The organism is Actinophytocola sp. (genome assembly GCF_009379765.1).
In the GTDB taxonomy this organism is placed as follows: Bacteria; Actinomycetota; Actinomycetes; order Mycobacteriales; family Pseudonocardiaceae; genus Actinophytocola.
On the sequence record NZ_WHTD01000015.1, the window covers coordinates 63,247 to 76,586 of the forward strand.

Annotated in this window: 12 protein-coding genes and 1 pseudogene; 8 read left to right on the forward strand and 5 right to left on the reverse strand. The window is 71.2% G+C overall.

Translation table 11 applies throughout. The annotated features are described in order from the left end of the window. Positions 1-46: 46 nt before the first annotated feature. From GEV28_RS06930 to GEV28_RS06940, 3 genes are all read left to right on the forward strand, one after another. Positions 47-1,096: an alpha-hydroxy acid oxidase gene (locus GEV28_RS06930; RefSeq protein WP_291409777.1), complete on the forward strand. Its 1,050-nt coding sequence runs from the start codon at positions 47-49 to the stop codon at positions 1,094-1,096. Positions 1,097-1,168: 72 nt separating this feature from the next. Next, entirely contained in the window at positions 1,169-1,714 is a 546-nt protein-coding gene (locus tag GEV28_RS06935; protein WP_291409778.1) for a hypothetical protein, read from the forward strand. Between the two features lie 47 nt (positions 1,715-1,761). Further along, on the forward strand, positions 1,762-3,504 hold the full coding sequence (locus GEV28_RS06940) for a metallophosphoesterase (RefSeq protein WP_291409780.1): 1,743 nt from the start codon (positions 1,762-1,764) through the stop codon (positions 3,502-3,504). Between the two features lie 464 nt (positions 3,505-3,968). Here GEV28_RS06940 and GEV28_RS06945 read toward each other — a convergent pair whose 3' ends face one another. The 5 genes from GEV28_RS06945 to GEV28_RS06965 are packed head-to-tail and all read right to left on the reverse strand — an operon-like array spanning position 3,969 to position 9,653. Continuing rightward, entirely contained in the window at positions 3,969-5,540 is a 1,572-nt protein-coding gene (locus GEV28_RS06945; protein ID WP_291409782.1) for a glucoamylase family protein, read from the reverse strand. A gap of 14 nt (positions 5,541-5,554) precedes the next feature. After that, positions 5,555-6,460: a carbohydrate ABC transporter permease gene (locus GEV28_RS06950; RefSeq protein WP_291409784.1), complete on the reverse strand. Its 906-nt coding sequence runs from the start codon at positions 6,458-6,460 to the stop codon at positions 5,555-5,557. Beyond that, the gene (locus tag GEV28_RS06955; RefSeq protein ID WP_291409786.1) at positions 6,453-7,346 is read right to left on the reverse strand and encodes a carbohydrate ABC transporter permease; all 894 of its coding nucleotides are present in this window, start codon (positions 7,344-7,346) and stop codon (positions 6,453-6,455) included. Before GEV28_RS06955 ends, GEV28_RS06950 begins: the two co-directional genes overlap by 8 nt. Before the next feature lies 1 nt (position 7,347). Next, positions 7,348-8,631, reverse strand: coding sequence for a sugar ABC transporter substrate-binding protein (locus tag GEV28_RS06960; RefSeq protein WP_291409788.1), 1,284 nt, complete (start codon positions 8,629-8,631; stop codon positions 7,348-7,350). Positions 8,632-8,645: 14 nt separating this feature from the next. Then, positions 8,646-9,653 carry a LacI family DNA-binding transcriptional regulator gene (locus tag GEV28_RS06965; protein WP_291409789.1) on the reverse strand — a complete coding sequence of 336 codons (1,008 nt, stop codon included), beginning with the start codon at positions 9,651-9,653 and terminating at the stop codon, positions 8,646-8,648. Between the two features lie 412 nt (positions 9,654-10,065). Between GEV28_RS06965 and ruvC the strand changes: the two genes are divergently transcribed. From ruvC to GEV28_RS06990, 5 genes and pseudogenes are all read left to right on the forward strand, one after another. Beyond that, positions 10,066-10,647: a crossover junction endodeoxyribonuclease RuvC gene (ruvC, locus tag GEV28_RS06970; protein WP_291409791.1), complete on the forward strand. Its 582-nt coding sequence runs from the start codon at positions 10,066-10,068 to the stop codon at positions 10,645-10,647. Then, the gene (gene ruvA / locus GEV28_RS06975) at positions 10,644-11,210 is read left to right on the forward strand and encodes a Holliday junction branch migration protein RuvA (protein ID WP_291409793.1); all 567 of its coding nucleotides are present in this window, start codon (positions 10,644-10,646) and stop codon (positions 11,208-11,210) included. The genes ruvC and ruvA overlap by 4 nt, the downstream gene beginning before the upstream one ends. A 21-nt stretch (positions 11,211-11,231) precedes the next feature. Continuing rightward, the gene (gene ruvB / locus GEV28_RS06980) at positions 11,232-12,302 is read left to right on the forward strand and encodes a Holliday junction branch migration DNA helicase RuvB (protein ID WP_291409795.1); all 1,071 of its coding nucleotides are present in this window, start codon (positions 11,232-11,234) and stop codon (positions 12,300-12,302) included. Positions 12,303-12,328: 26 nt separating this feature from the next. Beyond that, complete coding sequence (gene yajC, locus GEV28_RS06985; protein ID WP_291409797.1) at positions 12,329-12,730, forward strand: preprotein translocase subunit YajC; 402 nt, start codon at positions 12,329-12,331, stop codon at positions 12,728-12,730. Between the two features lie 153 nt (positions 12,731-12,883). Next, positions 12,884-13,340 (forward strand): annotated as a pseudogene (locus tag GEV28_RS06990) (protein translocase subunit SecD); the annotation flags it as partial.

The window sequence follows — 13,340 nt, forward strand, 5'->3', positions numbered from 1 at the left end:
GGCGCGTACTCGTGATGGATGCCCGGCCGACTCTGGGGAGTAACGCATGGCCACGAGCGCGCTCTCCCTGGTCGAGCTGGAGATCGAGGCTCGAGGGCTGCTCGACCCGGTGACCTATGACTACTTCGCGGGCGGCGCCGACGACGAGCTGACCGCGCGGGAGAACGAGGCCGCGTTCGCCGGGCTCCGGCTGCTGCCGCGGGTACTGCGTGGCGCCGGCACCCGCTCGCTCGAGGTGACCCTGCTCGGCACGGCGGCGGCGCTGCCGGTGCTCATCGCGCCGACGACCGGGCACCGGCTCGTCCACCCCGACGGCGAGGCGGCGACCGCGCGGGCGGCCGCGGGCGCCGGGGCGATCATGACCGTCAGCATGCTGTCGACCGTCGCCGTCGAGCAGGTCGCCGCGGCGGGCGGGCCGCTGTGGTTCCAGCTGTACCTGCAGGCCGACCGCGCGCTCACCCGGGCGCTCGTCGCCCGCGCGGAGGCGGTCGGCTGCCTGGCGCTGGTCGTCACCGTCGACGCGTCGGTGCCCGGCCGGCTCACCCGGGACCTGCGCAACGACTGCACCGAGCAGCGTGCGGAGCTCGACCACGAGAACCTGCGCGATGCCGACGGCCGGGTGCGCGACCTCGAGCTCGTCGCCGACCTGCGCTGGACGGACATCGAGTGGCTGCGGTCGGTCACGTCGCTGCCGATCGTGCTCAAAGGCGTGCTGCACCCGGCGGACGTGCGGCTCGCGCTGGAGCACGGCGTCGACGCGCTCGTGGTGTCCAACCACGGCGGCCGCCAGCTCGACGGGGTCATGCCGACGATCGAGGTGCTGCCGGCGATCGCCGAGGAGGTCGCCGGCCGGATGCCGCTGATCCTGGACGGCGGGGTGCGGCGCGGGACCGACGTCGTGAAGGCGTGCGCGCTCGGCGCGAGCGCGGTCGCGATCGGCCGCCCGGTCGCGTGGGGACTCGCGGTCGACGGGGAGGCCGGGGTCGCGTGGGTGCTGGCGGAGCTGCGTGCCGAGATGGACCGGGCGCTCGCGTTGTGCGGGTGCGCATCACCGGTCGAGCTGACCCCTGACCTGGTGGTTCGCCGACCGCGGTGACCCAGGAATCCCCTGATCGGGTTAGGCGTACTCTCATCGGGTCGTTCGCCGACGGCTAAGGGGGCCGGACGGTTGATCATTTACGGGTGGAAGCAGTATGTGCAGGTCCTGGCCGTGCTGCAGCTGGTCTGCAGCCAATGCGCCAACCCGGCCGAGCACGTGCTGCGCAAGTTCACGACGAAGGTCACGCTGTTCTGGATCCCGCTGTTCCCGATCGGCCGCAAGCACACGCTGAGCTGCACCGCGTGCGAGTGCGAGCAGAAGGTGTCGAAGGACCAGGCGACGCAGCTCGCCGCGAGTGGCGGCGGGATGCCCGCACCGGGCACGCCGGAGCCGGCGTTCGGCTCGCCCGCGTTCGGTCCCGGCCCGCAGCCCGGCTACGGTCCGCCGCCGAACACCGGTCCGCGGCCGGGCTTCGGTCCGCCGGCGGGGCCGCAGCCCGCGTACGGCCCGCCTCCCGGCTACGGTCCGCCGGCCGGTCCGCAACCGGCGGGCTACCCGCAGCCCCATCCGCAGCCCTACGCCCAGCCGCAGCTCCAGGGCCCGCCGCCGGGCTACCCGCAGCAGCCCTACCCGCCGCAGGGTTTCCCGCCGCCCAACGGCTACCCGCAGCGCTGACCCCAGCGGTGGGCCCGTAGGGCGGCAGTCACGAGCGAGGAGACCAGATGGAACCGCCGCCCCGGGTGGAACGTCCCCGGCCGCGTGAGATTTCCGAGGAACAGCTCGGGTTCCGGCCGCAGCGGGCGGTCAGGTGGCTCGCGCCGAGCGTGCTGATCAGCACCGGGGCGCAGTCGCTGATGGCGGAGATCTTCGGGTCCTACGCGGACAAACGGGAGCTGCAGGGCACGCTGCCGGCCACCGTCCACGAGCACGCGAGCGGCGAGGAGCTCTGGCTGGACTTCGTGGCGGACCTCGGCGACGGGTTCGACGCCACCTACTCGGTCGCCGCACTGCTCGCCGCGGCGCGGCTGCGGCCGGAGGGCGCGACGGAACCGTTGCCGCGCGGGAAGATCCTCGTGATGGGCGGCGACGAGGTCTACCCGGCCGCGTCCACGGTCAACTACGAGGACCGCACCAAGGGGGTGTACCGCGCGGCGCTCCCGGTCGCCCCGCCGGAGCGGCCGACGTTGCTCGCCCTGCCGGGCAACCACGACTGGTACGACGGGCTCACCTCGTTCCTGCGGGTGTTCGCGCAGCGCCGGGACTTCGGCGGCTGGGCCACCGAGCAGACCCGCAGCTACTTCGCGGTCTCGCTGCCGCACCGCTGGTGGCTCTACGCCATCGACACCCAGTTCGACGACTACGTGGACGCGCCGCAGCTCCAGTACTTCCGCGACGCGGCGGCGAACCTGCGGCAGGGCGACGCGGTCATCCTGTGCACGTCGACGCCCGCGTGGGTGCCGGCCGGCTCGGGCGGCAAGACCAAGGGCTACGACACCATCGAGTTCTTCCTGCGCGAGGTCGTCCGGCCGCACGGGGCGAGCGTGCCGCTGATGCTCACCGGCGACAAGCACCACTACGCGCGCTACGTCGAGCGGGACGGCACCGCCCAGCGGATCACCTGCGGGCTGGGTGGCGCCTACCTCCTCGGCACGCACAACACGCCCGAGGAGCTGGAACTGCCGCCGGCGAAGACCCGGGTGCGCGGACCGGAGGAGCCGCAACGCTACGACCTCGTCGGGCAGTACCCGGCCGAGCGCGCGTCGGAGTGGCTCGCGGCGGGGGTCTTCCGGCTGCCGTGGCGCAACCCCGGTTTCTGGGGGCTCACCGGCATCATGCAGACGGTGATGACGCTCGCCGTGCTGTTCGGGCTGGCGGAGTCGGCCGACCCGGCCCGGCAGGGCGTGTTCGGGCAGATCGCCGCGTGGGCGCCGGCGGCGATCGCGGCGGCCGTGCTGGTGCTGGCCGGGATGGCGTTCGCGCGGATCGACCTGCCGAAGACCGGCCAGACCAACGCGCTCGCCGGGGTCGTGCACGCGGTGGGGCACCTGGGGTTGAGCGTCGGCTGGGCGTTCGTCGTCCGCTGGCTCTACCGCGACGTGCTGCCCGACGGCGTCGCCGCGGACTGGCTGATCTTCGCGATCGTCGTGGTGGGGACGCCGGTGGTGATCGGGTTCGTCGACGCCGAGGTGGTGGCGCTGTACTTGCTGGTCGCGAGCCGGTTCGGGATCAACTCCAACGAGGTGTTCGCCGGGCAGAGCCTGGAGGACCACAAGGGTTTCTTGCGCGTGCGCATCGCAGCCGACGGGCTCACCATCTACCCGATCAAGCTGGCGCGGGTGTGCCGGAAGTGGCGGCCGAACCCGGACGGCGCGGCGACCGACCCGTGGCTGCTGCCCGAGGAGGAGCTGCGCCCGGAGCTGATCGAGGAGCCGATCCGGATCCCGCGTCCTTGTGAGCGGGAGTGACGGAGCGTTCGCCGTCTGGACGGAGGAGAAGCGCAGGCGCGTCAGCGCCGAGCATCGCACGGAGGAAGACGGCGAGTAGCGGAGGAACGAAGCGAACCAACAGGCACAGCGAGCGAGAACGACGGACGGCCGAGGGCGACAGGTGGCCGAGTAGCTCCCGGTCACCGGTGAGCGGGAGTGACGGAGCGTTCGCCGTCTGGACGGAGGAGAAGCGCAGGCGCGCCAGCGCCGAGCATCGCACGGAGGAAGACGGCGAGTAGCGGAGGAACGAAGCGAACCAATAGGCACAGGCCTGGTCGCTGGACACCGCACGCCGCGGCCGTCATGTGTGGCAGCGCCGGAGGCGGGCGAGGGGGAGTGGCCCGCCTCCGGCGCAGGTCGCACGCTCGCTCACGACGCCCCCTCGCAGGCTCGGTGCCGCCGCTCGCGGTCGCCCTGTATCCATGGTTCGCTCGCACGCTCGCTCACTGGTGGACCGGGAGGTTGAACTCCTCCATCGCCATCAGCGGGCGCAGGTTGCGTTGCGGGCCGCCCTTGGTGAACGCGTCCCGCAGCACGTCGTCGCCGAGCAGGTTGCCCAGCGCGCCCATGATCATGCCCTGGTCCAGGGCCAGGTACCGCTTCGCGACCTTGCCGCTGCGCACGGCGATCGCGTCGTAGAAGCCGCCCGGGCCGTAGCTGTCGAAGTCCCGGCGCAGCTTCGCGAGCTCGGTCAGCGCCGCCTTCGGCTGGTACTGCAGCGCCAGCACCACCGCGTGCGGGGTGACGACACCGTCCCCGTACGAGGCCGGCAGCGGCTGGGCCTCGCGACAGCCCTCGAAGCCGACGTCGACCGAGGTGCGCTCCTGGTCGCTGGTGTAGCCGGGGGTGTCCAGGCCCATGATGTCGACGCCGTACTCGCGGTACCCGCCGTCGGGGTTGGACGACGGCGAGAAGCCCCAGTAGCCGTACTCGGCGTCGTTGAGCCCGTGCTCGATCTGGCCCCGCACGTACACCGAGTGCTGCCGCGCCCACGAGTCCTTGCCCCACTTGACCTCCGGCACGAACATGTCCGGCATCAGCTCCTCGAACATGTCCCCGCCCCAGGTCGGGACGAACTGGAGGCCGCGGTAGGTGTAGCGGCCCTCGAACACCGGGATTCCCATGTAGTCCACGAACTCGCCGGCCGGCTTCTGCTCCTGCCAGCCCCAGTCACACGTGTCGGGGAACGTCCGCCACGGCACGAAGTAGTGTTCCGGCGGCACCTGGCCGAGCGAGATCGCCACGTAGGTGATGATGCGGACCTCGCTGGCGAAGTTGCCGTAGGTGTGGCAGGTGTACCAGACGTCCGGGCCGTTGCCGGGGTAGTTGCCGACGACCGCGCAGCCGGGTGGTTCCTCGTCCCAGAACCCGCCGCGCATCAGGCCCGCCGCCACGTCCGGGGACCGGCCGGCGGGGTCGTAGTAGAACGCGAAGTCCATCGGGTCGAGCAGCCGCTGCGCATGGTGGCGCAGCTCCGGCACGGCGTTGCGCACCACCATCAGCGCCGCGGCCATCCACGCGTTGTCCACACTGGACAGGAACGGGTACACGGTGGACCCGTCCGCCGGCCAGACGCGCAGCTTCGTCAGCGTCGCCGGGTCGTACCAGTTGTAGAACTGGCCGGACGCGGGGTGCCGCTCCAGCCTGCCGATGGAGTCGAGCGCCTTCCTGGTGCGCGCGACCAGCTCCTTGCGTTTGATGAGACCGGCGTTCTCGGCCACGATCGCCGACCACAGGTACGAGCCGATGTTCGTCGGCGAGGTGTAGCCGGAGCGGGTCGCCGGGTCGAGGTCGCCCTCGATGTTGTCGGCCGGCAGTCCGGTGGCCGGCTCGACCATGGCGGTGAACGACCGCCACGTGTCGCGCATCAGCGACGGCTGCCGCTGGCGCTCCTGGGCGGCGAGGTCGCGGTCGCTCGGGGGAGCCGCGCTCGCCGCCGGGGCGAGCGGCACGACCGTGGCGATGGCGATCGCCGCCGCGAGCACGAGCCTGCGGGTGGGGACTAATCGGGCCATCAGGGGAACCCTCCTCATTTGAGTCCGGTGGTGGCGATACCGCGGACGAAATGGCGTTGCAGCACGAAGAAGACGATCAGCACCGGCAGCACGATCAGCACCGACCCGGTGAGCAGCAGGTCGTAGCGGGTCTGGTTCTGCCCGATGGCGTAGAGGGCGAGCGCGACCGGCAGCGTGTACTTGTCCTCGGTCGTGGCCGCGACCAGCGGCCACAGGAAGTTGTTCCAGGAAGCCAGGAACGTGAGGATGGCGAGCGTCGCGAGCGCCGGTTTGCACAGCGGCATGACGATCTGCCAGTAGATCCGCGGCTCGCTCGCGCCGTCGATGCGCGCGGCCTCCAGCAGGTCGTCGGGGATGGACAGGATGAACTGGCGCATCAGGAACACGCCGAACGCCTGCGCCAGGAACGGCAGGATCAGCCCGGCGAGGGAGTTGACCAGGCCGAGGTTGCTGGACAGCACGAACAGCGGAACCATCGTCACGATGCTCGGCACCATGATCGTGCCGACCACGGTCAGGAACAGCACCCGCCGGCCGGGGAAGCGCAGCTTCGCGAGCGCGTAGCCGGCCGCCGAGCAGAACAGCAGGTTGCCGACCATCGTGACCACCGCGACGATCGCCGAGTTGGCGAAGTAGGTCGGGAAGTCCAGCCGGGCGAACAGCGTGTCGTAGTTGCCGAGCGTCGGGTTCTCCGGCAGCCACGTCGGTGGGTCCGCCCGGATCTCGCCCTCGGTCTTGAATGACGAGAGCGCCATCCAGACGAACGGGCCGACCATCACCACGAGCCCGGTGCCGAGCAGCGTGTGCAGCACGACGCTCGCCACCCGGTCCCGCGAGCGCTGCCCGCCCCCGCCGGGCCGGACCGCGCCGCCGCGGGACCTGGGCCGGCTCGCCGGCTTGGTGTCCAGGGCGCTAGTCAACGTTGTTCCTCAGTAGCCGGAACCAGGCGATCGACAGCAGCACGACCACGACGAACAGCACGTAGCCCATCGCCGACGCGTAGCCGTAGTTGCCGAACCCGAACTGGTTGTAGGTGTGGTAGGCCATCGACAGCGTCGAGTCGAGCGGGCCGCCCTGGGTCATCACGAACGGCTCCTCGAAGAACTGCACGTAGCCGATCGTGGTGATCACCGCGACGAACAGCATCGTCGGGCGCAGCATCGGCACCGTGAGATACCGAAGCTGCGCCCACTTGCGGGCGCCGTCGATCGTGGCCGCCTCGTACAGGTCCTTCGGGATCGCCTGCAGTCCGGCCAGGAAGATCACCATGCCGAACCCGAGGTTGCGCCAGGCGCCCATCACGATCAGCGTCGGCAGCGCGTAGGTCTTGTTGTTGAGCCAGTTCGGCCCGTCGATGCCGAAGAGCCCGAGGAACTCGTTCAGCAGGCCGGTGTCCGGTTGCAGCAGGAACCGCCAGACCACCGAGATGGCGACGATGCTCGTGACGACCGGCAGGTAGTAGCCGACCCGGAACAGCGCCCGGAACCTGACCAGCCCGGAGTTCAGCCCGAGCGCGACCAGCAGGGCCGCGGCCATGGTCAGCGGTACGCCGACCACCACGAAGATCGCGGTGTTGGCCGCGGCCGTGAGGAACTTCGGGTCCTCGACCAGCCGCAGGTAGTTGTCCAGGCCGATCACGTTCACGCCGAACGGGTCGAGCAGGTCGGCGCTCCCGAGGTCGGTCAGGCTCATCAGCAGCGAGGCCAGCACCGGCCCCGCGGTGAAGAGCAGGAACAACGCGGCGAACGGCAGCGCGAAGGCCCAGCCGGTCAGCGCCCGGGACAACGTTCCGGGCCGAGCGGACATGTCAGCCACCCGTGCCGATCGAGGTGGCCTGCGCCTGCATCGCCTTGGCCGCGTCCGCGGCGGACTCGGTGCCCTTGGCGATCTTCTCCAGCTCGGTGTCGAGGCCCGCGGCGATCTGCTCCCAGGTGGGGATCGACGGCGGTGCCTTGGCCTTGTCGAGCTGGTCGCCGAAGGTGGAGAGCTGCTCGTCGCCGGAGAGCGCCGCATCGTCCCACGCGGCCTGTACGGCCGGCAGGTCGTTCACCGTCTGGTACCACTTGACCTGCACCTCGGGCCGCATCAGATACGACACGAACTTCCAGGCACCGTCGCGGTTCTCGGTGTTCTTGAACACCGACATGTTGCTGCCGCCGATGAACGACGTCGCGTCGCCAGGGCCGCTCGGCATCGGCCACAGCTCGTACTTGCCCTCGCCGCCGAGCTCGTTGAGCAGACCGATGTGCCACGGGCCGGACACGAACGAGGCGATCTCGCCGCTGAGGAGCTTCGGCTCCTGCTCGCCGTCACGCAGCCGGTCCTTCGTGGACAGTCCATCGGTGTAGAAGGAGCCGTAGTACTCGAGCGCCTCGACGGCCGCTGGGGAGTCGAGGGTGAACTTCTGGCCGTCGTAGACGTCGCCGCCGTTCTGCCACACGAACGGCATCACGGTCTGCCACGCGCCGGTCTGGCCGGGCTGCATGTAGGTGCCCCACTTGGCGCCGCCCTTGGCCTGCATGTCCTTCATGGCCCGGGTCAGCTCGGCCCACGTCGTGGGCGCCTCGGTGATGCCGGCCTTCGCCGCCACCGCCTTGTTGACGAACAGCAGCCGGGTCTCGACGTACCACGGGACGCTGAAGGAGGTGCCGTCCACGACGCCGGTCTCCCACGCGCCGGGGAAGAAGTCGTCCTCCTTGACGAAGTCCGGCGGGACGACGTCGAGCGCGCCGGTCTTGGCGAACTCGCCGATCCAGGTGGTGCCGAGCATCGTCACGTCCGGCGTCTGCTGGCCGGCGATCGCGGCGGAGATCTTGTTGTGCGCCCCGTCCCAGGGCACCGCGGTGACGGTGACCTTCGCGTCCGGGTTCTCCTTCATGAAGTCATCGGCCAGCACCGAGAGCTTCTCGCCCTCGGTGCCCATGGCCCACACCGTGATGTCGCCGGACGCCTTGCCCTGCTCGACCGCATCGCCCTGGGAGGCGGTGTCCCCGGCGTCGTCCCGGCCGCACGCCGACGCCGCCAGGGTCAGCGCCGTGACGGCGGCGAGCAGTACGGTCCGCCTGGTAGGTCGGGTCAGCGTGGGTGTCATCGCAATACCTCCGGTCAGTTCTCGTGGGTACCGCAGCTGGTCCGGATCACCAGCCGGGTGGGAAGTACCTCGCGGCGCACTCCGGGTGAGCTGCCGGAGATCCGCTCGTCCAGCCATCTGGCCGCGGTGGCGCCCAGCTCGCGCATGGGCTGGTGCACGGTGGTGAGCCGGGCGTAGTGGGCGGCCATGATGTCGTCCCAGCCGGTGAGCGCGACATCGCCGGGCACGGACAGGCCGAGGTCCTCGGCGGCACGCAGCGCGCCGAGCGCGACCTCGTCGTTGGCGCACACGAGCACCTCGGGATGTATGCGCTTACGCAGCTGCTCGCGCGCCGCCGTGTAGCCGGCCTTCACGTCGAACGCGCAGCGCACGGGCTTGGCGGGCACGGCCAGCCCGCCGTCGGTGAGCGCGGCGACGAAGCCGGCGTGCCGCCCGGCCACGTCCGGCGACTGGGCCGGGTCGCCGAGGAAGGCGAACCGGCGGTAGCCGTGGCCGATCAGGTGCGCGGTGAGGGCCCGCGCGCTGTCCTCGTTGTCCGCGGTCACCGTGTCCACCAGCCCGACCGGCGGCCGGGCGAGCAGGACGAGCGGCAGCCCGGTGTCGGCGATCCGCGCGACCGCCGCGTCGCTCACCGTGCGGCCCATGATCACCATGCCGTCGACCCGGCCGGCGAGCTCGGCCACCAGCTCGGCGGCGTTCTCCCGGCCCTGGGTGGCGAGGATCAGGACGCTGCGCCCGAGCTCGGCGACGACCTCCTCGTAGCCCAGCACGACCTCGGCGTAGTAGGGCCCGGCGAGGTCGGGGAAGACGATGCCGTTGGCCGCGTGCTGCCCCTCGGCGAGCGCGCGGCCCGCGCGGCTCGGCCGGAACCGCAGCTCCTCGGCCACCTGCCGCACGCGCCGCCGGGTGGCCGCCGCGACCAGCTTGGAGTCGCGCAACGCCCGCGAGACCGTGGCGATCGAGACGCCCGCCCGGTCGGCCACCTCGTAGATGGTGACCGGCCGACGCTCGCGAGCTGGCATGGCTGCCTTCCGCCGTTGGAAGCGCTTACATTTCTGTCTGGTTGACTTTTTAGCACGCATGTCAAGGTCGGGTGCGTGAGCGGGAGCGACGTGGTGTTCGCCGTCTGGACATAGCGGAGGAGCAAGGCGTGCGGGCGAGATCGAACGCCGCGCGCCGTGCATCGCACGGAGGAAGACGGCGGGAAGACGGCGAGTAGCGGAGGAGTGGAGGAACCACGGGCACAGTGGGAGCGCTTTCAGTCGCCCGTGAGGGCCAAGGATCCGGCAAGCCGCGAGTCCCCCGTTCCGAACGGACCTTGCGGGGCCCTGGTGACGGGGGAGGCAGCAAAGCCCTTGGCCTGGCCGTGTCGCTCCCAGAGGCGGGAGGTGTCGCCCCCTAGAGTTCGAACTGATGTTCATGGGAAGTGGTGGCATGCGTGTGTTGGGGGTCGACCCCGGGCTGACCAGGTGCGGCATCGCCGTCGTGGACGGCGGGGTCGGCCGGGCCGTGCACTGCGTCGAGGCCGACGTGATCCGCACACCGCCCGACGCCGAGCTCGCCCAGCGGCTGCTCGCGGTCGCCGACGGTGTGGAGGCCTGGCTCGACCGGCACGAGCCGGACGTCGTCGCCGTCGAGCGGGTGTTCAGCCAGTACAACGTGCGCACCGCGATGGGCACCGCACAGGCCGGCGGGGTCGTCGCGCTCGCCGCCGCGCGTCGCGGGCTGCCGGTCACCTTCCACACGCCGAGCGAGGTCAAGGCCGCGGTCACCGGCTCCGGCCGGGCCGGCAAGGCGCAGGTCACCACCATGGTCACCCGGCTGCTCGGGCTGGCGGAGGCACCCCGCCCCGCCGACGCCGCGGACGCCCTCGCGCTCGCGATCTGCCACATCTGGCGCGCCCCCATGCGCGCCCGGCTCGCCGAGGCGGAGGCCAAGGCGGCCGAGCTGGCCCGCCGGCACAAGGCCCGGCTCGCGCAAGCGGCCCACGGGGCAGGGAAAGGAACGAAGCGATGATCTCCCGGGTACGCGGGCAGGTGCTCTCGATCGGGCTGGACCACGCGGTGGTCGAGGTCGGCGGCGTCGGGCTCGCCGTCCAGGCCACCCCGGCCACGCTCGCCACGATGCGCTCCGGCGCCGAGGCCGTGCTCGCCACCTCGCTGGTGGTGCGCGAGGACTCGCTGACCCTGTTCGGGTTGCTGCAGACGGTGTCCGGCATCGGTCCGCGGATCGCGATGGCGACGCTCGCCGTGCTCGACCCGGCCAAGCTGCGCGCCGCGCTCGCGGACGGCAGCATCACCGTGCTCACCCAGGTGCCCGGCATCGGCCGCAAGGGCGCGGAGCGGCTGATCATCGAGCTGCGGGACAAGGTCGGCGCGCTGCCCGCCGCGTCCGCCGAGTCGGTTGTCAACGGGAGCGGCAACATGCGCGGCTCGGTCGTGGAGGCGTTGATGGGCCTGGGTTTCCAGGCCAAGCAGGCCGAGCAGGCCGTCGACGGCGCGCTGGCCGGGAACGGGCCCGGGGTCGATCGGTCGGCGGTGCTGCGCACGGCACTCGCCACCCTGGGCAGCAAGCGGTAGCGGGTCGTGCACGATGGCACCGTGGAAGATCCCGTGACCGAGGAGGAGCTGTCCCCCCTGCCGCTGCCGGAGGAGCGGGACGACGAGTCCACGCTGCGCCCGCGCACGCTCGCCGAGTTCGTCGGCCAGCCGCGGGTGCGCGAGCAGCTGACGCTGGTGCTGCAGGGTGCGACCAAGCGCGGCGCGCCGCCGGACCACGTCCTGCTGTCCGGCCCGCCCGGGCTCGGCAAGACCAGCCTCGCCATGATCATCGCCGCCGAGCTGGGCAGCGCGCTGCGGATCACCTCCGGGCCGGCGCTGGAGCGGGCCGGCGACCTCGCCGCGATGCTGTCCAACCTCGTCGAGAGCGACGTGCTGTTCATCGACGAGATCCATCGGATCGCCCGCCCCGCCGAGGAGATGCTCTACCTGGCGATGGAGGACTTCCGGGTCGACGTCGTCGTCGGCAAGGGCCCCGGCGCCACCAGCATCCCGCTGGAGATCGCGCCGTTCACCCTGGTCGGCGCCACCACCCGGTCCGGCATGCTCACCGGCCCGCTGCGCGACCGATTCGGCTTCACCGCGCACATGGAGTTCTACGCGGCCGAGGAGCTCGAACGGGTGCTGCGCCGGTCCGCCTCGATCCTCGGCGTCGACCTGCGGGCCGACGGCGCCGAGGAGATCGCCGGCCGCTCCCGGGGGACCCCGCGGATCGCGAACCGGCTGCTCAGGCGGGTGCGCGACTTCGCGGAGGTCCGCGCGGACGGCTCGATCACGCGCGAGACCGCCCGTGCGGCGCTGCGCGTCTACGACGTCGACGAGGTGGGCCTCGACCGGCTGGACCGGGCCGTGCTGGGTGCGCTCGTGCACTCGTTCGGCGGCGGCCCGGTCGGGGTGTCGACGCTGGCTGTCGCCGTGGGGGAGGAGCCAAGTACGGTGGAGGAGGTGTGCGAGCCGTACCTGGTACGGGCAGGCATGCTGGCCAGGACACCGCGAGGCCGGGTTGCGACGGCGGCGGCGTGGGCGCATCTCGGGCTGTCGGCCCCGACTAACGCTCCTGGTCAGATTCCGCCTACCCTGTTCGAGAGTGACCCTGCGCACACCGCAGAGTGAATTGCGACGCCCATGGATGGAGAAATATGGACCTGCTTCCTTTGCTTCTGATGTTCGGGCTGCTCGGCGTCATGATGTACTTCATGAGCCGGCGCCAGCGCAGGACGCAGGAGCAGCAAAAGCAGCTGCAGAACTCGCTGTCCGTCGGTGACCGGGTGATGACCACCTCGGGCATGTACGGCACCGTCTGCGACACCTCGAGCGACACGACGATCGGGATCGAGATCGCTCCTGGGCTGGAGACCGAATGGCTGCGCGCGGCCGTTCGGGAGAAGGTCAGCCCGGATGTCGAGGACGACGAAGACTTCGTGGAGGACGTCGACGACGAGCTGGACGCCGTCGAGGACGACCTGGTGGACGAGGACGTGCAGGACACGGACAACGACCGCCTGGACGAGCCGTCGCTGGAGTCCAACAAGCAGAAGTAGCCTCCCGTGTGAGCGTGACGTGACCGTGTGACACCGGCCTCACGTCACGGGAGGTACGCTGCGCCCTCACCCACACGTGTGATGGGTGCGGGCGCGGTCTCATGACCAGACGCGTCGCGTGACCAAACGCCAGTCCGAGGAGATCGACCGACCGTGGCCCCACCCCAAGGGCAGATCCGCCCAGGGCGCTATCTCGCGTTCTTCCTGTTCATCGTGGTCCTGCTGTACGGCTTGGTGTTCGGTACGGGCGATCATCACCTCAAACCCAAGCTGGGCATCGATCTCCAGGGCGGCACCCGCGTCACCCTCACGGCGCGCACCGAGACCGGTGGCGTCCCGCCGCGGGAGTCCCTGGAGCAGGCCCGCCAGATCGTCGAGACCCGGGTCAACGGCATCGGCGTGAGCGGGGCCGAGGTCGTGCTCGACGGCAGCAACCTCGTCATCACCGTGCCGGGCGAGGAGGGTGAGCAGGCCAAGGACCTCGGCCAGACCGCCCAGCTCCGCTTCCGGCAGGTCGAGGGCCAGCCGATCCCGGCGCAGCCGCCGCAGGACCAGGAGCAGCCGGACCCGTCGACCACCGCGCCGCCGCCGGCGTCCACGACGGCGCCCG